Origin of the sequence: Marinobacter sp. LV10R510-11A (genome assembly GCF_900215155.1) — a bacterium.
GTDB lineage: Bacteria > Pseudomonadota > Gammaproteobacteria > Pseudomonadales > Oleiphilaceae > Marinobacter.
In genome coordinates this window covers 754,018-774,957 of sequence record NZ_LT907980.1, presented here as the reverse complement: position 1 = coordinate 774,957, position 20,940 = coordinate 754,018, and the positions used below count along the sequence as shown (strand labels likewise).

At 54.0% G+C, this 20,940-nt stretch carries 17 protein-coding genes; 1 reads left to right on the top strand and 16 read right to left on the bottom strand.

The window, feature by feature from the left end:
* Positions 1-17: 17 nt before the first annotated feature.
* The 3 genes from CPH80_RS03705 to CPH80_RS03695 all read right to left on the bottom strand — a co-directional run bounded on the left by CPH80_RS03705 (position 18) and on the right by CPH80_RS03695 (position 6,880).
* Positions 18-1,139, bottom strand: a complete 1,122-nt coding sequence (locus tag CPH80_RS03705; RefSeq protein WP_096275672.1) for a beta-ketoacyl-ACP synthase III — start codon at positions 1,137-1,139, stop codon at positions 18-20.
* Positions 1,140-1,283: 144 nt separating this feature from the next.
* On the bottom strand, positions 1,284-5,147 hold the full coding sequence (hrpA, locus tag CPH80_RS03700; RefSeq protein ID WP_096275671.1) for an ATP-dependent RNA helicase HrpA: 3,864 nt from the start codon (positions 5,145-5,147) through the stop codon (positions 1,284-1,286).
* Between the two features lie 56 nt (positions 5,148-5,203).
* On the bottom strand, positions 5,204-6,880 hold the full coding sequence (locus tag CPH80_RS03695; protein ID WP_096275670.1) for an AMP-binding protein: 1,677 nt from the start codon (positions 6,878-6,880) through the stop codon (positions 5,204-5,206).
* A 186-nt stretch (positions 6,881-7,066) separates the two neighbouring features.
* On the opposite strand from CPH80_RS03695, the gene CPH80_RS03690 reads away from it, so the two are divergent.
* Positions 7,067-7,558: a MaoC/PaaZ C-terminal domain-containing protein gene (locus tag CPH80_RS03690; protein ID WP_096275669.1), complete on the top strand. Its 492-nt coding sequence runs from the start codon at positions 7,067-7,069 to the stop codon at positions 7,556-7,558.
* Between the two features lie 17 nt (positions 7,559-7,575).
* Here CPH80_RS03690 and CPH80_RS03685 read toward each other — a convergent pair whose 3' ends face one another.
* The 13 genes from CPH80_RS03685 to CPH80_RS03625 form a co-directional block, all read right to left on the bottom strand.
* The gene (locus CPH80_RS03685) at positions 7,576-8,607 is read right to left on the bottom strand and encodes an AgmX/PglI C-terminal domain-containing protein (protein ID WP_227520338.1); all 1,032 of its coding nucleotides are present in this window, start codon (positions 8,605-8,607) and stop codon (positions 7,576-7,578) included.
* Complete coding sequence (locus CPH80_RS21950) at positions 8,604-8,984, bottom strand: hypothetical protein (RefSeq protein ID WP_180326130.1); 381 nt, start codon at positions 8,982-8,984, stop codon at positions 8,604-8,606. Before CPH80_RS21950 ends, CPH80_RS03685 begins: the two co-directional genes overlap by 4 nt.
* Positions 8,985-9,422 (bottom strand): tetratricopeptide repeat protein, encoded by a 438-nt coding sequence (locus CPH80_RS03675; protein WP_096281368.1) that lies wholly within the window; start codon positions 9,420-9,422, stop codon positions 8,985-8,987.
* A 118-nt stretch (positions 9,423-9,540) separates the two neighbouring features.
* Complete coding sequence (locus CPH80_RS03670) at positions 9,541-12,360, bottom strand: tetratricopeptide repeat protein (protein WP_096275668.1); 2,820 nt, start codon at positions 12,358-12,360, stop codon at positions 9,541-9,543.
* Complete coding sequence (locus tag CPH80_RS03665) at positions 12,357-13,838, bottom strand: tetratricopeptide repeat protein (RefSeq protein WP_096275667.1); 1,482 nt, start codon at positions 13,836-13,838, stop codon at positions 12,357-12,359. The genes CPH80_RS03670 and CPH80_RS03665 overlap by 4 nt, the downstream gene beginning before the upstream one ends.
* Positions 13,839-13,844: 6 nt before the next feature.
* On the bottom strand, positions 13,845-14,351 hold the full coding sequence (locus CPH80_RS03660) for a hypothetical protein (RefSeq protein WP_227520337.1): 507 nt from the start codon (positions 14,349-14,351) through the stop codon (positions 13,845-13,847).
* A gap of 274 nt (positions 14,352-14,625) precedes the next feature.
* A complete protein-coding gene (locus tag CPH80_RS03655; RefSeq protein WP_096275666.1) occupies positions 14,626-15,804 on the bottom strand; it encodes a vWA domain-containing protein in 1,179 nt (392 codons plus the stop codon).
* A 22-nt stretch (positions 15,805-15,826) separates the two neighbouring features.
* Positions 15,827-16,669, bottom strand: coding sequence for an AAA family ATPase (locus tag CPH80_RS03650; protein WP_096275665.1), 843 nt, complete (start codon positions 16,667-16,669; stop codon positions 15,827-15,829).
* Between the two features lie 18 nt (positions 16,670-16,687).
* Complete coding sequence (locus CPH80_RS03645; protein ID WP_096275664.1) at positions 16,688-18,628, bottom strand: VWA domain-containing protein; 1,941 nt, start codon at positions 18,626-18,628, stop codon at positions 16,688-16,690.
* Between the two features lie 62 nt (positions 18,629-18,690).
* Positions 18,691-19,035 (bottom strand): hypothetical protein, encoded by a 345-nt coding sequence (locus CPH80_RS03640; RefSeq protein ID WP_096275663.1) that lies wholly within the window; start codon positions 19,033-19,035, stop codon positions 18,691-18,693.
* Positions 19,035-19,481: a YcgN family cysteine cluster protein gene (locus CPH80_RS03635; protein ID WP_096275662.1), complete on the bottom strand. Its 447-nt coding sequence runs from the start codon at positions 19,479-19,481 to the stop codon at positions 19,035-19,037. Before CPH80_RS03635 ends, CPH80_RS03640 begins: the two co-directional genes overlap by 1 nt.
* On the bottom strand, positions 19,478-19,771 hold the full coding sequence (locus CPH80_RS03630; protein ID WP_096275661.1) for a YcgL domain-containing protein: 294 nt from the start codon (positions 19,769-19,771) through the stop codon (positions 19,478-19,480). Before CPH80_RS03630 ends, CPH80_RS03635 begins: the two co-directional genes overlap by 4 nt.
* The gene (locus CPH80_RS03625) at positions 19,768-20,916 is read right to left on the bottom strand and encodes a ribonuclease D (protein WP_096275660.1); all 1,149 of its coding nucleotides are present in this window, start codon (positions 20,914-20,916) and stop codon (positions 19,768-19,770) included. The genes CPH80_RS03630 and CPH80_RS03625 overlap by 4 nt, the downstream gene beginning before the upstream one ends.
* Between the last annotated feature and the right edge of the window lie 24 nt (positions 20,917-20,940).

Below are 20,940 nucleotides of genomic sequence, written 5' to 3'. Positions count from 1 at the left end.
TCTCGGGTTGTTGGTTATCAGCGACGGCGTACTACAACACTGCCAATGGAATAACCCGCGCCGAATGAGCAGATAACACCCGCATCACCGGTTTTCAGGTCGTCTTTGTGTTTATGGAACGCAATGATGGAGCCGGCGGAGCTTGTGTTGGCGTACTCATCAAGAATCACCGGAGCTTCATCCTCGGTCGCATCCCGGCCAAGCACCCTGCGGGCGATAAGCTGGTTCATGTTTAGGTTAGCTTGGTGCAGCCACATTCTGCGCAAATCTTCCGGCGCAAGAGACAAGCTTTTGAGATGATCCAGGACGGTTTCCGCAACCAGCGGCGAGACTTCTTTGAATACTTTACGACCCTGCTGGATAAACAGTTTGTCCGGCTTGCCAACACCGTCGTCATCTGCCCGGTTCAAGAAGCCGAAATTATTCCGAATGTTATTCGAGAAGGCCGTTTTCAGGCGGGTACCAAGAATTTCGAACCCCTGCCCTGGCTGAGTGTCTTCCTCCCGCTCCACCAAAATGGCAGTGCAGGCATCACCAAAAATAAAGTGGCTGTCACGATCACGGAAGTTTAGATGCCCTGAACAGATTTCTGGGCTAACCACCAACACTGCGCGGGCAGAGCCATTCTCCACGGAGTTAACCGCTGCTTGCAAACCAAAGGTGGCAGAACTGCAGGCCACGTTCATGTCGTAAGCGAAGCCCTCAATACCCAACGCCGCCTGAACTTCAATCGAAACCGCCGGATAAGCACGCTGCATGTTAGAACACGCCACAATTACCGCGTCCACATCGCTGGCTTTCTTGCCCGCCTGCTCCAGCGCTTCATTACACGCCACAACGGCCATATCACACTGAACCGAAGGCTCATCGTTACCGCGCTCGGGGATGTACGGGGCCATACGCTTCGGGTCAACAATGCCCGACTTATCAATCACGTGACGGCTCTTGATGCCTGAGGCCTTCTCTATAAACGCTGAAGACGACGGCTGCAAAGCGTTCGTTTCGCCACGGGCAATAGCGTCCGCATGCTCCGTGTTGTACATCTCAACAAACTGGTTAAAAGCTTCGACCAGTTCATCGTTATCAATGGTTGCCGGCGGTGTGTACAGGCCGGTTCCGCTAATGACGGCTTTAATCACGCTAACCCCACGTCATGAATAAGGTAACAGAAGGACAGGAATATCATTCTTCCAGAAATACTAACACAGTCCAGGACTTTTGCCCGCCCCGCAGAAGCCCGTATTACGGGCCAGACTGCAAACCGGATTCAAAGGCTGAGGCCTTTATACCCGGGTGAGCTCCCACTGTTTATGGAGACGCTTTGCGGATACGGTCATGGCTGTACCCAGTTGCTGGGCAAAAAACGATACCCGAAACTCTTCCAGCATCCATCGGTAAAGCACAAGTTCAGGATCGCGAACGCCCTGCCTTTGTTGCTCTTCCCGCTTGCTGGCGTAGCGAGCCCAGAGAGGTTCCATAGCGTGCAGAAACTCACGTTCGCGGCCCATTTCCCTAGCCATCTTCTCCATCCTAGCCAGCGCGGCCTCAAAGTAGCGACCAAACTCTGCCAGCCATTGCGAAGGTGTTTCTACCAGAAAACCGGGGTAAACAAGGTTTTGCATCTGAAACTTCAAGTCTGCCATGCTGTTAGCGAGGGCAAGATTGATCTTTCCTTTAAGCTTCTTCGCTATTTTCTGATACCCGATCATGGCTTGGTAAAGGCGCTCGTCCGCTTGCTCAAGCGCGGGAATAAAATCCCCCCGATGGCGATCGAACAGTGCATCAAACGCTTCGCGGGTGTCGGGCATTTGGCCGTGTAAAAAGTGCTCCATCGCAGTGGCCAAAAGCAGATCATCTAACAGCACCTTTGCGTGACCTATAGGCGCAAACATCAAGGCTGAATGTTTGAAGCGTGGAAGCTTTCGCTCCAGGTCCTCCAAGGTATTGCCAAACCGGTTCAGAATGAGCCGTGCAATCCCTTTGCGGGTTGTGTCTTCCGCGGTAAGGCGATCCAGACAACGAATCTGCTTAACCCGCTTACCCATATCTTCAAGGGCCGGGTACACCGTGATCTGCATGCCACCCTTTTCGGTCTGCACCTGCCTTGGTACTTTGCCGAATTCCCACTCGGTGTATTCGCTCGCAGGCTCGTCACTACGGCTCTCGCTGGTTGCGGATGCAAGGGCCGCCTCGGCTCGCCCTTCAAGCTGGGTCTGAAGCTCACCGGTCTGCCGGCTTTCGCCAATCACCTTGCCGCCATCACCGAGAACTCTTAGGTTCATTCTCAGGTGCCGGGGCAGCTCATCACTGGGCCAGGTTTCAGGATCAATTCGCACGCCAGTCATGCGGCGCAACTGCTCCCCTAACTGAAGTGCCAGGGGCTCGTTTGAGGGCTGAAGGTTTGCAACCGCCGCATCCACAAAGTCTGGTACCGGCACAAAATTACGCCGCAAGGATTTTGGAAGGCCTTTGATCAGCGCAATACATTTTTCTCTGAGCAGGCCAGGCACAAGCCATTCCAGACGCCGCGACGGAATCTGCCTAAGCGCCATCAGCGGAACCTGCAGCGTAACGCCGTCGCGCTCACTGGTGGGCTCAAATTCATAGCTGAGAGGATAACGAACCCCCTCCCACTCCAGAAAATCTGGGTACAGGTCCGCCGCTTGGGCATCAACCGGCCGCTGAAGAACATCTTCCTCTGTGAGCTCAAGGTTACGGAGCTCTTCTGCCGAAAGGCTCTTCCACCAGCTTTCAAAATGGCGGCCACTGACAATCTCAGCGGGCACGCGTTCATCGTAAAAGCCCACGAGCACTTCATCGTCCACCAGAAGATCCCGGCGCCGGGTTTTCTTCTCGAGATCCTCTACGCTTGCGAGCATCTCGCGATTAAGGCTGATAAAAGGCGCTTTTGAGCGATAATCACCATCCACCAGAGCATGACGTATAAACAGATTACGGCACTCAACCGGGTCTATTGTGCTGTACGCGATGGCCCGCTTAGGCACCACATCAAGGCCGTAAAGGGTGATTTTCTCATACCCCATCACCTGGCCACGCTTCTGCTCCCAGTGGGGCTCAAAATAGTGATGCTTCACCACATGCCCGGCCAAGGGCTCTATCCATTCGGGCTGAATGGCGGCCACCATACGAGCAAACACCCGGCTGGTTTCGACAATCTCCGTGGCAACAATCCATTTTGGCCCAGCTTTAGACACTTTCGAGCCTGGGAAGATCATCACCTTACGATTACGGGTGGCCAAATATTCCTTGTTCTCGACCTTTACGGCCACCTGCCCCAGAAGCCCGGCCAAGATAGCCTTATGCATGGCATCGTAGGTCGCCGGTTCTGTATTGAACGACAACTTCTGTTCACGGCAAATTAACGTGAGCTGGCGGTGAATGTCGCGCCACTCACGCATGCGCATCCAACTCAGAAAGCTTTTCTGACACACACGTTTAAGCTGATTCTGGGTCAGTTCTTGGCGCTGTTCTTCGTGAAAGTTCCAGATGTTAAGCAGCGTAATAAAGTCTGACTCTTTATCATTGAACGGCGCATGGGCCTGATCCGCAGCCTGCTGCTTGTCCTGTGGGCGCTCTCTGGGGTCTTGAACACTCAGCCCCGCAATGATCACCAGCGTTTCTGCCAGGCTGCTCTGGTCGGCAGCTGTTACCAGCATACGAGCAAGGCGTGGGTCCAGCGGCAACTTGGCCATTGTATGCCCAAGCTTTGTAACCCGGCGCTGGTCATCTACTGCACTGAGTTCTTCCAGCAGCTTGTAGCCATCGTTAATTAGGCGATTGTCTGGTGCCTCCAGAAACGGGAAGTGGCGTATCTCGCCAAGGCCAGAGGTGGCCATCAGCAAGATCACCGAGGCCAGATTGGTGCGCAGTATTTCTGGGTCTGTGTATTCCGAGCGGTTGAGAAAATCGGCTTCGTCGTACAGGCGAAAACAGATACCCGGCGCAACCCGGCCGCAGCGACCTGCCCGCTGATTAGCACTGGCTTGGGATACAGGTTCAATGGGCAAGCGCTGAATTTTGGAGCGAACACTGTAGCGACTGATTCGCGCAACACCGGCATCGATAACATAGCGAATGCCTGGCACGGTTAATGAGGTTTCCGCTACGTTGGTAGAAAGCACAATTCTGCGGCCACCGTGGCTCTGGAACACCCGGTTTTGTTCCTGATTGCTCAGCCTGGAATACAAAGGAAGCACTTCGGTGTGCCGGAGTTCGGCATCGCGCAGCATCTTGCTCAGGTTGCGAATTTCGCGCTCACCCGGCAGGAATATCAGCACATCACCCGGCGGCAACTTTTCGCTGCGCTCATGCTGTTCAATCTCATCGACCGCGGCCAGAACGCCATCGTTCCAACCCTGGTCGCGATCATCCTCATCGCCAGCCAATGGGCGATAGCGAACGTCTACCGGGAAGGTGCGGCCACTGACTTCCAGCACAGGTGCGTTGCCGAAAAAATCACTAAACCGATCCACCTCAATGGTGGCAGACGTGATGATAACTTTGAGATCAGGGCGCTTGGGGAGCAGCTGTTTCAGGTAACCCAGCAGAAAATCGATATTCAGGCTGCGTTCGTGGGCTTCATCAATAATCAGCGTGTCGTAACGATCAAGAAAGCGGTCGCGTTGAACTTCCGCGAGCAAAATCCCATCGGTCATTACCTTGACCCGGGACTGTTCCGAGGTGTTATCGGTAAACCGCACTTGATAACCAATCCGCTGGCCCACCTGCTCGCCCAGTTCATCGGCGATACGGGCAGCCACACTGCGGGCAGCGATACGTCTTGGCTGGGTGTGACCGATAAGCCCGCGAATGCCGCGGCCGATGTTCATGCAAATTTTGGGGATTTGGGTGGTTTTACCCGAGCCGGTCTCACCGGCAATAATGACAACCTGATGGTTTTCGATCGCCTCACGGATGTCATCTACACGATCAGTAACCGGCAACCCTGCGGGAAAGCTCGCTGGCTTATGCAGGGCCTGGCGTTGGCGCACCTTTTCTAAGCCACGCTCAAGCCAGGTTGCCATTTTCTCCAGATCTTTCTGGCTGGGCGCGCCCTTGGTTCTTGCCATCAGTTTAACGATGCGCGCAGCTTCCTGCTGATTACAGGTAGGTAGCTGCTCCCTCATCGCCTTTATGGCGGCCTTTACTGACGAATTGTCATCGGGTTGCAAGGTCACCGTAATTACTTGTTCTCCGGTTCGTCGCGCAGCTCGCGGCGCAGAACTTTACCTACGTTGGTTTTTGGCAGCTCATCGCGGAATTCAAAGTAGCGAGGCACTTTGTAGGCGGTCAGGCGCTCACGACAAAACTCCTTGAGTTCATTTTCGGTGACACCTTCGGGCGAAGCGACAAGATACACTTTAACGGCCTCACCGCTTTTGGCATCGGGAATACCTACGGCTGCGCACTCAACCACCTTCGGATGGCTGGATACAACATCCTCAATCTCGTTGGGGTAAACGTTAAACCCGGAAACGATGATCATGTCCTTCTTGCGATCGACAATGCGTATATAGCCGTCTTCCTGAATCACGGCAACGTCGCCGGTCTGGATATAGCCATCTTCAGTGAACGACTTTTGCGTGTCTTCCGGGCGCTGCCAATAGCCACGCATAACCTGCGGGCCTTTCACACAAAGTTCGCCCGGTACACCCAGAGGTGTTTCATTGCCGTCGTCATCAAGGGTTTTAACCTGGGTAGACGGCACCGGCAAACCAATAGTCCCCAGCTGAATCGCACTGTGGGGGTTAAAGGTAACCACTGGTGAGGTTTCGGTCATGCCATAACCTTCTGATACTGCACAGCCGGTTACGCGCTCCCACATTTTTGCGGTATCGCTGGTGAGAGCCATACCACCAGAGGACGTCAGCTTAAGATGGCTGAAGTCAAGATCCTGAAACTCTTCGTTATTGCACAGAGCAACGAACAAGGTGTTTAAGCCCAGAAATGCGGTGAACTTGAAATTTTTCAGCTCTTTCACAAAGCCCGGGATGTCCCGCGGATTGGGAATAAGAACGTTGTGGCCGCCGGCTTCCAGCATAATGCCGCAGTTCAGCGTGAAGGAGTAAATGTGATAAAGCGGCAGAGGCGCAATGACCACTTCCTGCCCTTCAACGACGGAGTCTTCCATCATTGGGCGAACTTGCAGCAGGTTGGCTACCAGGTTGCCGTGGGTGAGCATCGCTCCCTTGGCAATGCCGGTTGTTCCACCTGTGTACTGAAGCACGGCGATGTCGTCCGGCTTACACTCAACCGGTGTGAACTTTTCCCGAGCGCCAGCGCTGAGTACCGCCGGCAACTTGTGAGCCTGCGGGATGCTAAACGGCGGCACCATCTTTTTAACGTGCTTTACCACTGCATTCATCAGCGTGCGCTTGATGGGCGAATGCATGTCGGCAATTTCAGTGACGATTACATGCTCAATGCTGGTGTGGGGCAGAACTTTCTCGGCGTTTACCGCCATGTTCGCCAGCACAACCAGGGCTTTAGCACCGGAATCGTTGAACTGATGTTCCATCTCGCGAGTGGTGTACAGCGGGTTGGTGTTAACCACAATCAGGCCGGCACGCATGGCGCCAAATACCACGACAGGATACTGGGTCAAGTTAGGCATTTGCACGGCAATACGATCGCCGGGCTTAAGATCGGTCTTGTTTTGTAGCCAAGCCGCAAAGTTACGGGTTTGAGTGTCCAGATCGCGATAAGTGAGAGTTGCGCCGACAGCACTAAACGCGGGGCGGTCTGGGTACTTTTTAACCGCCTGTTCAAACACGTCCACCATACTGCTGTATTTAGTCAGATCAACTTCGCGGGGAACACCGGCGGGGTATTTGTCTTGATAGAACGCCTCAAAATCCATCACCATCTCCTGTCTAGCGCTTCTCTTTATAAAAATTTACGAGTGCCGAGCGGTGTAAAAATCAACGCGACATAAGTATCAGGGTCAAAAAAGTTGGGAGAGAATAGCAGTTTTGTTAACGATGAGGTAGTTTCACGACATAACCAGAAACGCCTGTACCCAAAGGCCTTGCGAAGGGAGCACCTAATGAGCGACACCCTTGATACTCTTGAAAACCTCACCTATGATGAGCTTCACGAGGGTGATACTGCAACGTTTACGCGTACTCTCTCAGAACGCGAACTGGTGCTATTTGCTGCTGTTTCGGGAGACGTTAACCCGGTGCATTTAGACCCCGAATTTGCCGCCAACTCCATATTTGGGGAACGCATTGCCCACGGCATGTGGAGCGGATCGTTGATTTCGGCCGCGCTGGCTACGGTTATGCCCGGCCCAGGCACCATATATCTGGAGCAGAGCCTTTCTTTTAAACGCCCGGTAAAACTGGATGATACGTTAACCGTAAGCCTTACCGTATCGCGCAAAGATCCGAAAAACCGGGTGGTATTCCAGTGCATCGTAACCAATCAAAACGACCAGAAAGTTGTTACAGGTGAAGCCAAGGTTATAGCCCCCACCGAAAAGGTTTGCCTTTATAAGCCAGCGCTTCCACACATCACCATTGAAAGCGACGACTGATAACCGCACACGCCAGCTTAGCCCGGAAGGAAATCTATAGGGAACCTTACCTTTCGGGCTTCAACGCTATCGGCGCCAAAATTGAAAAGGCGAACCCGCATGGCGATTTTCTGCTCCAGTGCCGGGCTCTCAAGCTCAGAACTGACCACCTTGCACGCTGATACAGAGCCATCTGGCTCAATAACCAACTCCAGCAACACCTTACCTTCCAGGGTTGGATCCTTTCTTAGCTCGCGCTGATACAGCGAATAAAGCGCCGTTTTGCCCGAATCAAACACCTGCCGGATATTGCTCATGGCACGCTCACCCACCGAAGGCTTCTGCTTGGGCGCAGGCGCACTAGCCACTGCAGGTTGCGCTTGTGATGGAGCTGCTACCTTTCTTACCTGGTGCCCGGCAACGTCTACATCCGCCCGGGCGGTCGACTGCACATTTTTAACCCCACCACTGCCCTGCTGCACATCCCCAACGGCTTGGGTTTTGACACCGCCTGCAGAGCCAGACGCGTCACCGGTATTCGCTTGGATAACCGGTACGGCCCTAGCGGCCGGCTGACGCATTGAGGCCAGGCGATCTTTCATCGTCAGTAGCCCAGAACGGGACGCAGTTTCCCGGGCTTGCTCAACACTCTGGCTGGTCTGTTTTGGCGCCGGCTGAACAGGAACGGGTTTTGGTTCTGGCTTCGCCACCTGCGGGGAAGGTTTCGGCTCAGGCGGCGCAGCGACCTCTTCGGGTTTGGGCGCTGGTTTTTCAATGGCTTCTGGCCTTTCAATAGCTTTCGGCTTTTCAACGACTTCAGGCTTCACAAGCAGCTTTGCGAGTTGTGGTGGCAGGCTTTCAGCCTTTTCCCGCTCAGGTGCCGGCACATCGAGCGTGGAAATCAACACAGCCAGCGGAACAAACAGTAGAAGGGCTACAACAGTAATAACCGCCAAGCGCAGGCGCTCGCCCTCCTCCCGACTCCACGATAGCGAGGACAAAGACACTCGCCCCAATGGGTTTGAGAGGCCGAACTCGGCATTAGCAGGCATAGCATTCATACCGGTCATTGCCGCCCACCAGGATGTGTGACACCCAAACTACGACGGAACTCGCGATGGCGCTCAAGCGCCAAGGGGTCAAGAGGCTGAACAAGTTCTGGAGCGGAGTTTTCCAGCTCTGCTCTTGGCCGACGCGGCAACGTGGGTGCACGCCAGGGCAAAATAGTCAGCACTCGCGGCTCATCTTCACCCACACTGGCAGAAATGCCTTCAATGCTCAGGCCAAACGGTTTGCTCTGCAGGGCATCATCACCACGCACCTGACCCTCAGCACCTGAAGCATTGCAAACAGCAGGTATGAGCAGCACGAATAGATAGAGAACCTTAACTAGAGGCCTAGCTGAGGCGTGAGCCAGGTTATGGAGACAGGAAGCCATTCTCATCATTTAATTCAGCCTCCTTTCCAGATCCGCAATCCATCCGGTTACCTTTTTATCTTCACTGGCCGATAGTGTCTGATAGCGCTGGTAATGTGTAAGCGCCCTGTTCAAATCCAGCAGGTAAAGCTCAGAAATAACCGCAAGGTTGTAGTGCAGTTCGGCCACTTCTGGCGAACTTTCAAGGCCAGTTTCCAGTAGCGCAGCTGCCTCACTGAAGCGATGCTTCTGCTTTAGCAGAAGCGCCAAATTGTTGTGAGTGACGGCATCATCTGGGTTGAGCTCAACAGCCAACTGCCAGGCATCAATCGCCGCTGAAACGTCACCCTGCTCGTAAGCTGCTGCGCCCTCCCGTGCATGTATAAGTGCTTGCTGCGGGTTAGGCGGCGGCTTTGGCTTAGATGTGGGCGGAACTGCGGATTGAGATGCGGGCTGCGACGGCTGCATCGACTGCCCTGCGCAACCAGACAGCAAACTAGAAAGCAAAAAAGTAGCTACCAGCAAACTGCAACAGACATAGGATTTTAGATAGTTTTTTAGATAGTGTTTTAGATAGCATTTTAGTTTATACACCATCATGGCCCTCCACTGTCCCGCTCATCCACTGCAGCGACCGGTCATACCGGCCCGGGTGCAGTTCCGCCAGAACTCCCAGGCTTTTTTCTATCCAGTCATTAAAACCACCGGCGTTAATGTGCTGATGGTTTTCCGAATGCAACGCAATGGCACGCTCTTCGAACGGATATGCCTCTTCCTCAAGCAGCATGCGGTATTGCATCTGCTCCATCTCGTTCAGCCCCCTTGGCGCAGCAGAAGCCATAAGGTCTTTAGCCATGATCCGATGAAGCTCCGCACGACGGAACAAAGATTCAGGCAAAACGGTAGCGCCACCAAGAGATGCAGCATTGCGGAAGTGCGCCTGTGCTTTTTCCATGGCGCGCTGTTTTTGATCCAGCGACGCCTCAAGGGGAAGGCTCAACTTAACACTCGCGAACTCTGCGGCCACTTCAGCACCCATTGTCAGCGCTCCCCGGGCCGCCCACTGTAAGGTCTGCTCCGAATGCCAACGGCTTTCCAGCTCCGCCGACACCAACTCAGCCTGCCATTGTGCGGACTGGTTGCCCGCCTCTATCAACCTATGGCGCATGGTCTGCAGCTGAACATGCTCATTCGCGTTCATAGCACTTGGGCTGATTGCAAGATAGTTCTCATAGATTGCATTGCGCTGGCCCTCCGCCTCAGCGGCATGGAACAGCTCAGCGGCCCTAAGGCGGTAGCCCAGCGCCTCATCTTGGCCCGCGTTTGACTCACCCCTGCCGTTATCCGCCATATCCATCAACTCGCCCGCTGCCCGCAAAGGCTGGCGCGATGTGGTATAGGCCAGAACCAGTTTCTCACTGATTCCCAAGGTAAGCGCGTGCCCTGGGTAATCTGCGCGGAAGCGGTTAAGTTCGTTGATCGCCGGCTGCCATTCGGCGGCCTTAAGTAGGGTGTTTGCTGCGTCAAAACGACCTTTAACGGCGGTTTCCGACCCAGGAAGCACTGTCTCGATGCGCTGAAAGTGTGCGACCGCCATCGCCGTCTTACCGGCCCCGGCCGCTTGCTCCCCTTGGCGATAGATGGCCGTGGCAAGCTGCTCACGCAGACCCGCAGCCTGCGCCTTCATTGCACCGGTTGCGGATTCACCGGAGGCAAGCGCCAAGGCCTCTCGCCAGGCTCGTTCGGCAAGCCCATAGGCTCGTGTGTATTGCCGAACTTGAGCCATTACTACCCACGCCGCATAACGTGTTTCGGGTACGGCTTGTGGGTGACCAAGCGCTTGCGTGGCGTAGTGCAACGCTCGATCGTTATCCCCAATGTCGAGCCAGCGCGTTGCCAAATCTGCCAACAACCCCGGGGCTCGGCCGTCGGAGCCATAGCGTTCGATAAACCTATCTGTTTCAGCAGCCAGATCTGCAAGGCTGGGGCCAAACCCAGGGGAAACCCTTTCTCCGATTACACCTGCCCGCACCAGAACAATGGCGGCCCAGCCGGCATCGGCGCTCTGTTCGTAGCCAGGCACGTCATAAGCCGCCATGTGAAAATCTTTAAGCGCAGAGGGGTACTCCCCTGCCTGCAGCCGCGCGTCACCCGCAAGGCGAAAAAACTCACCGGCGCCGTCGCTACGCTGCGCCAATCCCTCGTAATACTTAGCAGCAGCCCCGTAGTTAGCGACAACTTCGCCTTCGCCAGAGCTGCCTTTCGCGTAATGATAATCCGCAAGAAAGCGGCTAAACTTACGCCATTTGTCACGATAATCGGGCTCTAAGCCAGCATAATCACGCTGATCGTTAAACAGAGCGATGTAGTCGGCCATAGCCTCTCTGGCTTGTGCGGGCTTGCCGGCACGGTTCCAGACATCCACAACCTGCGCCATAAAGCCCGCCCGTTGAGGATGCTCAGGGAAATAGTTCACAAACGCCCGATTGGTCTCCACGCTGGCCTCAGCATCACCTTGCACCGCGTATAAATCCGCAAGCCGATCAAACACCAGGGGCGTCCAGGGACGTAGCGCTTCAGGCTGCAACCAACTCATCAGGGTTTCTGCACCGTTCCGGCGGCTGGCCATCAATGCCAGAACTCGAAGAGTGTCATCAATGCTGTCTACGTTGGATTCGGAAACTTGATCAAGGCTTTCAGTGCTTGGCAAAGACTCATCCAATACCTCAACAAATCTGCGCCCAGCGCGCTCCCAGGCATGGGAACCCTGTTTGAAAAGTGCCCATCCGAGCATGTAGCGCGCCTTGCTTTTCAAGCCACCGGCATCGCCACTCCCATCAACAAGCTCCCGGTACCCTGCCTCCGCCTCAACATAGTTGCCGGCGGCGAAAGCCGATTCTGCAATCCGGAATCTAGCTTCCGGCACCAGAGCCGAATCTGGATACAGGCCAACGAGCTGTTGCAGGCACTTCACAGAGGCAGAGTTCTGGCCCGTCAAAGCATTGGCTTTAGCCATTTGATACAAAAGCTCATCCAGGCGGCCGCCAAACGCACCGCGCTCAAGAATAGACTCATAGCTCTCAATCGCCTGTTGATACACCTCTGCTTCTTCCGCCGGGGTAAACCCTATGTCTTCACCGGAACGCTCGCGGATATTAGTTAGGCGGTTCAGTGCATCTACACGCACTGCAGGCTCATCAGTGGTGTTGAACAACCGCTGATAGCGTCTCGCCACTTCCGCTGGCGAAATGGCGGGAAGTGGCCGGGTTTCAAATTTCAGAAATACCGGGCGCATATCGGCAATGGTTTCACCATCCTTCCCCAGCTCTACACGGAAAGATTCCTGCCCGAACGCCAAACTGCAGAAGAAGAAAAGGGGCAGTAAAGCCACACGCAAACGTCTCATTTTTCTTGCTCCCCGGAATCCAATTCCTGCAGGGCCAGGTACTCATAAAGGTGCGCGATTTGTTGCTCGGTTTTATCCAGAGCAAACACCATGTTCTTGTCCTGAGCGGCCACAAACTCGAGTGCCAGGCGATCAAGCAAGGCTTCAGCCCGAACACGGAGAGCCGAAACAGTCTCTAAATACGCGAGTGACTGTTTGCGTAGTTTTCGAGCTTCAGTAAGCAGCGACTTAAGATTGGCCGAGCTGTTAGCAGACCTACCGTGAAGTTTATCGAGTTGTTTGCCAGAGTCGGAAAGGGTTGTTTTCAACATATTGAGTTGCAAGCGCTGATCCGGAGTTAACTCGCCGCCCTCCGCTCGCGCAAGCAAAGTACTCAGGCGCTCTTCCAGCCGCGCATTGTTGTCTTTCAGGGCTTCTGCTCTTGGCGCCTCGTTGGAACGACTTGGCGACTTAAGCTGGCCTGCAATAGCGGTGCTGAAAACATCAAGATCTTGAGCATTGCGTTCGAGTTCGACCATAATTTGCGCCAGATCCAGCACACGGTTTACGGCCTGTTGAGCCTCGGATCGCTCCATAAAGCTAAGAAAATAGGCCATTCGAGGCTGAGTGAGCGTACGGCTATCCGCGAGAAACCACTCTACTTTCGGGCTACTGGAGCCGGATTTCCCAGAGCCGGCGTCGCCCGAACCAGCACCTCGCGCATCCAATACAAGCGCTTTGTACGCCCCCTGCTCTTCAATCTGGCTCGCCAGTTTGCGCAGAGTGACCCGCTCACCTTCGTAGGCCGCATTCGCGGCAAGATAAGCCTCGCCCGCCTGCCCCAGATAACCAGAAAGATCGTAGCCACGCCCCATACCTATCCAAGCATCTGCAACGCCTGAGTAAGCAAGGGGATACTTTTTCGCCCGATGCCAGCTCTGCATGGCTGCCCGGTGATGGCCCTGCTCCGCCAATGCCAAGCCATGGAAGTAGAGCGCCTGGGGCGTTTTGTGGCTATCCAGTGGTATTTTTTCTAAAAAACCTATGGCCTTGTCATAGTCGGAGCTTGTATAGGCCAAGTAGCCTGCACGCAACAGAATCCGGCTGCGCAGTGCTGTTTTGCGCTCAGTGTCGGAATCCTTGTCGGCCATGGCCAGCGCCACTCGCAGAGCAACCAGTGCCCGTGACGGATTCAGATCATTGCGAGCATAGTCCCCAGAAAGATTGATATAGCCCACGGCAGACCAGTACCCCTCGTCCATACTCGCAAGTATCTTGCCCGCTTGCTCGGCAGATCCGCCAACGCGGGCAAGCTCAGCTTTCTCATAAAGTAGCTGTTGTCGGGATACGGAAGAAACCGTGCTCGCATTCCAGGCGGAGCTTGCACGGGAAAATTGCTCAAGGCCCGCCTTCAAAACCGATGGCGCTGGCTGATCGGCATACGCTGAAGCCACCGTCAGGCCGCATAGGCAAAACACACTGACCAGGAATACCCTCATGACTGGCTACTTCCACTCAACAAAAGAAACGCGGGGTTCGTAATCAGGCGCCTTGGCTTCCAGAGCCATCTGTAAACGAAGGGCGCCGGGGCGCTTTTGAAAACGATGCGTGGATTCCCGGCGCACAAAACGATCATTAGCCGCCCGCGCCGTTATCACGGCTTTCAGTTGGTGTTCACCGTTTGCTAGATTACCGGTGAAGAGCTGCTGAATGCCGCCCTGTTGCAAAGAGCCTGTCTCCCGAGCGGTATACAGGTGGGAAGCAACAGGTTGCCCGTTCACGTACAGCTCCACTGTATCCAAATCGAGACCGTCTCGATTGGTGAGTGTCAGGAAAACCGCCAGGCGCGTATCAACTGGGTGAAGTACTTTTTGTTCAAGCTCAAAGATCTCGCCTGCATGGGCGAAGATCTCGGATTTCAGATCGGCGATTTCCTCATCGAGAGAGGACGCGATAGCCGGGCCGCAGCCCAGAGCCATCAGAACAGCCGCTACAATTAGGCCGATACCCAAGCCGTTGCACGGTCTGTTTCGGCACCTTTTTGTTATTTGTAGGCCAAACATAACCCTCCTGCTCCTGCCGTCGCTAAACTCGATAGGACTCTGTAACAAACTGGCAGAAAGAGTAACACTTGGTAACAGCGAAGAACGGTATCCAGATCACCAAATCGGAAACCCAAGATCCAGGCTTAGTAAGGAGAAACAGACAAGGAAAAGCGGGGACGCAATAACCACACCCCCGCTTGATATGCAGAGCTTTGCCGATGTCTCAACCGCATCGGCTTTTTTATTTGCTCAAATACTTCATCGCCGATTCCAAGCCTTCCACCGTGAGCGGGTACATGTGGTTGTTCACAAGTTGCTTAGTCATACCCAGCGAGCCACCGGTTCCCCAGTAACCGTCGGGTAACGGATTGATCCAGACAACCTTGCGGAAATGCTCGTGGATTCGCTGAAACCAGGTAGCACCCGCCTCTTCGTTCCAGTGTTCGATGGAACCACCGGGATGAGAGACCTCATAAGGTGCCATAGTGGCATCGCCCACAAAGATTACTTTGTAGTCAGACGAGTACTTGTGGAGGATATCCCAAGTGCTAGTGGTCTCATTCATGCGCCGGATATTTTTCGTCCACACACTTTCATAAACAAAGTTGTGAAAGTAAAAATACTCCATGTGCTTAAATTCCGTGCGCGCGGCTGAAAACAGCTCTTCGCACACCCGCACATGGGGGTCCATAGAACCACCCACATCGAAAAAGATCAGCACCTTGGCCGCGTTGTGCCGCTCGGGCACCATCTTCAAATCCAGGTAACCCGCGTTACGGGCTGTGGAACGAATAGTGTCGTCCAAATCCAGCTTGTCCGCTGCACCCTGTCGAGCAAATTTACGCAGCCGCCGAAGTGCTACCTTGATGTTACGAATACCCAAGGTGACGCTGTCATCAAGATCTTTAAACTCGCGCTTTTCCCAGACTTTAATGGCCCGCCCGTGACGTCCTTTTTCCTGACCGATACGGTAGCCTTCAGGGTTGTACCCATCGGCGCCAAAGGGCGACGTACCGCCGGTTCCAATCCACTTGTTACCGCCTGCGTGGCGCTCTTTTTGCTCCTCCATGCGCTTCTTGAAGGTTTCGATCAGCTCTTCCAGCCCGCCAAGGGACTCAATCTTGGCCTTTTCTTCCTCACTCAGGTTCTTCTCAAACTCAGCTCGAAGCCACTCATCTGGAATCAACGCTTGCAGCAACTCATCTAAGTGTTCAATGCCGTCAAAATAGACCTTGAACGCCCGATCGAACTTGTCGAAGTGGCGCTCGTCCTTTACCAGGCACAACCGCGCCAGGTAATAGAACTCTTCCATATCTGCAAAAACAAGCTGCTGTTGCATCGCTTCCAGCAGATCGAGGAATTCACGTAGGCTGGCAGGCACCTTGGCCCGCCGCACTTCGAGAAAGAAATCAATCAACATAAAACCGCACTCTTGCCGAATTTCAGCCGCGACGGCGGGCCATAAACGCCAGCTTCTGCAGCAGGTGAACGTCCTGCTCGTTTTTCACCAGAGCGCCATATAAAGGCGGCAAGGCTGAACTGCTGTCTTTTTCCTGCAGCATTTTTGCGGATAACTCGTCCGCCATGAGCAACTTTAGCCAGTCGATCAATTCTGAGGTGGAAGGCTTTTTCTTCAAGCCCGGCACCTTGCGCACATCGAAGAACACCTCAAGTGCATCCTTCACCACCCGCTGCTGAATACCGGGGAAGTGAACATCCACGATCTCCTGCATGGTGGTGCGATCTGGGAAGTTGATGTAGTGGAAAAAGCAGCGACGCAGGAAGGCGTCTGGCAGTTCTTTTTCGTTGTTACTGGTAATAACGACAATTGGCCGCTTAGCGGCTTTTACGAACTGCTTGGTTTCGTACACATAGAATTCCATCCGATCCAACTCAAGCAACAGATCGTTGGGGAACTCAATGTCGGCCTTGTCGATTTCATCAATCAGCAACACCACCTGATCGTCGGCTTCAAAAGCTTCCCAAAGCTTGCCCTTCACAATGTAGTTGCTGATGTCGCTAACTTTCGCATCACCTAACTGAGAATCCCGCAAACGGGAGACTGCATCGTATTCGTACAGGCCTTGTTGAGCCTTGGTCGTAGATTTGATGTGCCAAGGAATAAGCCGCATGCCCAATGAGCTTGCAATTTCCTCGGCCAGCAAGGTTTTGCCGGTGCCGGGTTCGCCTTTGATCAACAGTGGACGTTGCAGCGCAATGGCTGCGTTTACAGCCATTTGCAGGTCATCGGTGGCTACGTATTTATCGGTACCGGTAAACTTCATCTGTGTCATTCCTATGGGTTACTTTTTCTGTTCATCGTCCGGATCAGAGTTATCCGGCTGAGCGCTGTCCGATGAATCGTCAAATTCGGATAGATCGAAGTCATCCAGACCGGACTCTTCTTCCTCGTCGTCTTCCGCCGGCTCAACAAGCTCGGGAATGGTTTCTTCCGGCTCCACCACGGTGCTGGCAACGGGTATATCTTCTTCCGCTGGTTCTTCTTCAGGCTCTAGCTCTAGCTCGGGTTCTGGCTCTTCCGCCATCACTACCGGTGTTTCGGTGTCAGTTTCGGCTTCGGGTTCTGCTTCAATGTCTGCCATTTCCTGTTGCAGATCATCTAGATTTTCGATTTCTTCGTCTGGCTTATCGGCCACATCTTGGGCGTTACGGCGCTTGCGCATCAACAGGAAAATGATCAGTGCGAGGACCACGAACGCACCTGCGCCAGCGCCAATCATCCACAGTGGTATGGGCAGTGATGATTCACTTTCCGTATCTTCTTCTGCAGACGGCATTTTATCAGCTGAGGGTTTCTCTTTAGCTGAAGGCTCTTTTTCCGCCACAGGCGCCGGCTCAACAGGCGTCGGTTGCGGCTCGGGTTCTGCCGCCGGCGCTTGTTCTGCCTTCTCAGTCAGGCTGATATCGATAGGCGTATCGATGGGTGAATCGATCATGCCCACCGGCACGATGAATTCAGTTGTTGCACTGAACTTACGGGCGAAAGTCTTGCCATCCGCAACAATATCTATCCGATACAGGCCTTCGGTCGGCAGTTTGCTGATGGTGTCAGTGTACTCACCATCTTCCGGTGACTGATCCTTTGAGAGCGCTTTGCTGCCCCCGCGACCGTCTTCAGAGGTAAGGCTAAGTTCCAAACTTATTACATCGAGAAATTCTGGATTGGTCACCTTTTCTGATTTTTCAAAAAACGCAACGCGAACTTCAATCGGTGATTTGGCCGTAAACGTCGCAGGTACAGGGCCTACCACCATTCTCAGATCACTGACAACTGTAACGCGGCTGCCCTCACCCAGTTCACCCTTCACGCGCCACTCACCCGACTGTGGCTCGGTAATGGTCACCAGGTCATAGGCTGCTTCGCTGGCCCAGCGAACATTGTCGGGCTGTGCGGATTGCACAAGCGTTTTGCCATCAGGGCGAACCAGCTCAAGGCTGGCATCTTCATCCATTTCACCGGTTTCACCGGTTTTAGCTTCGCCTCGGAAGATTAATGCCGTGAATTCCTTAACGCCGCCATCAACGGTAAACGCATTGCCTTCAATGGGAATCTGCTCTTGGGGCGCTGCCGTATTCAGGGCATCCAGAAAAGCCAGATTGAGGGATTCCGCCGTGTCCGCAATCCTAAAACTGCCCTGTGACTCCTCGGCGAGGGTCTTCAGAAAACGGGCATCCGCCAGACCTGAGAGCGCGACCGGGTGAAATGTGGCACCTCTGGCAACTAAATCACTCAAAACCTTACCCAGAATTCTTTCTTCTTCAGCCTTGTTCACATCCGCACTGTCTGAGATATCCACGTTGCCGTCTGTCAGCAGAATAAAGTGCGTATTCTCTAGCGAGCCGCCGGTCACATAACCGTCGCTGGCCACTTCAATGGCTCTGCCAAGATTGGTGCGCAGCGCCACAGAGTTTATCTGTTTGGAGCGATCAATCGCCGTTTCCCGCCAAGAGTCATTAACCTCGCCATGGGGCACAAGCATGTTCACGTATTGCCCGAACGTCCACACGCCAGCGGTGTTGCCTTCGGGGATTACCCGGGCCAGCAGCCGTACAGCAGGTTGCCGCAGATTGTTCGGATCGGATTGCTTCATGGAGCCAGAAATATCCACAATAATCCGGACATCTGCGCGTTCAGGCAGTGTCAGCGTGGTGGGCTCTTGGGCCCAAAGCGTTACGGGCAGCCATAAAACAGTGAAAAAAACCAGTGTGAGAAGTTTCGGCATTGTCGCTCTCAGAAAAATGTGTGGGGGAGCCTCAGCTTTTTATTAGTGGGTGTGGAGGAGCCTCAGCGTTTGGTTAGTCGGTAACGCACCATATCCAGAATCCAAACAAGCAGCATGACAATGCCCGCGATACCCAAATTGAGCCATGCCCGGCCAGCGGCGTCGACATCACCCAGAATGGTTTCGTAACCTCCGAAAAGCCAAGCGGGAATCCACCAGCCTGCAAGCTCGGCGGACTCTACAGGCGTCAGCAAAACAGCCACCAATGCGGCAAGCAAAAAAGTGCGTAAGCCGTATAACGGTAAAAAGCGAAACAGCTTTTTCATCATGTAATAGAACACGACGAAAGCGATGGCGTAGGCAGCCCAGAAGATGCCGTATGCAATTTGTGCGTCAATATCGATCATTACAGAACCCAGTGAATGATATGTTCTTCCCAGTCTTCTTCTGCCACCCGATTCTCGTGGATCACCTTGTGGCGTATAGATACACCTACCTCGTGAACCGATTCGGGATTCCCACTGCGTAACGGATGCCAATCAGCAAGCGGCCTACCCTCCGCGAGAGTGCGGTAGGCACAGGTATGAGGCAACCAATGGTAATCGTTCACCGTACCCGGTGTCAGCACTGTGCAACCAGGTACTTTTTGAAGGCGGTCCGGATACACCGTGCACTGGCAGGTGGCGTCATCCATATAACGGCACACCAGGTCCGTGTGATAAACCTCGCCGGTGTCTTCATCTTCAAGCTTATTCAGGCAACATTTGCCGCAACCGTCGCACAGGGATTCCCATTCCTGTGGGGTCATCTCGCTCAGGCGCTTGCGCTGCCAAAACGGGATTTGGGCACTCACGAATCTCTCAGCCCCGGCTTTGTTCGGAAATCAACAACGTACCCGTCTTGTTCTTCCGGCATCTGCAAAAAGAAATCTTTTTCAGCAATGCCGTTCAGCACCTGCTCACCGGTGGTTCTGGCGAGCTTGCGGTCTGGAGTCATAATCAGATCCATTGAGTGCACCGGGGTGCCAAAAATAGCTTTAAGGCTTTCAGGTAACTCATCCCACTTCTGCCCGCGACGAACGAACATATAGGTATCGCTTTTCTTACTGCTTCGGAATACAGACACAAACTCCCGGTTTTTCATGATTTCAGATAACCCTCAATATCGTTCATTTCCGGCGCCAAAATCTCAGCGCGCCAGCCATGGAAAAACGGACTGTCAGCCAGGGTTTTGTCCTGCATAACCTTTTCAAGCCGTTTCCTTGGCGCAACCAATTCGACCGGTATATCGGCAGCTTCCGCAGCTTTCTTGAAAAATCGCTTTAAGTCCTTGAAGCCAATTTGCTGATCTCGGGTTAAGGGTGGCGCAATGGGTTTAATCTCGGAAGGGTCGCCGCTGCGGCCAGCTTCAACCAGCTCAAGCAAGACCTGCCCATACCGACGAACCACTCCCCCTGGAACACCTTGAATATCAGAAAGCTCAGCGATAGATTTAGGCAATCGGTCTGCGATGGCAATAATAAGAGGGTCAGCCAGCACCCTGCCGCGAGGGCGATCGCGCTCCCTTCCTTCTAATTCACGCCAAACCACCAGCTTCTTGAGCACAAGCTGTTGCTGAGCGGTCAAGGCCCAACCGCCCCGCAGGCGAAGATAATGAGCGTTCGGATCGTCCTGCCGCGCAAGCTCATCCGCAAACCGGGTGGATTCTTCCACCAGCGCTGCTTCAAGCCCGCGCTCTCGCAGATGCGCAGTAACCCACTCGTACATGGGCGCAAGAAAACGTATGTCATCAACCGCGTAACGCTGCTGAGCCTCGCTCAAAGGGCGGGAAATCCAATCAGAACGGGTAACAGATTTATCCAGCGCCTCGCCAAAGAGTGTTTCAACAAACCGTGCATAGCCCAAAGAAAAGCCAGCACCCGCCATAGCGGCGCCAATCTGCAGGTCGACAACACCTTTTGGGCGTATGTCGAGCCAATCCCGAAAAAGCTCGAGATCTTCACTCATGGCATACAGCAGCTTGGTCACAGCGGGATCTGCGATAACCTCACGGAAGCGCGCAGACCGTTCCGCCACGTCAGGATCTACAAGGCAAAAACGATCACCAAGCCCAAGCTGAACCAACCCGGGAATGGGATAAAAGGTATTTACCCGCTCAAATTCGGTATCTAGCACTAAAGGCAGCCCCGGGGCGCTATCCAGCCACGTGTCCAGTTGGTCTGGCTGCACAATCCAGTGGATGGTTTCGGGGGCCGGCGGGACATCAATAGCCGATAGAGGAAGTGTCATAAAAAAAGCCAGTTAAAAGCGCCA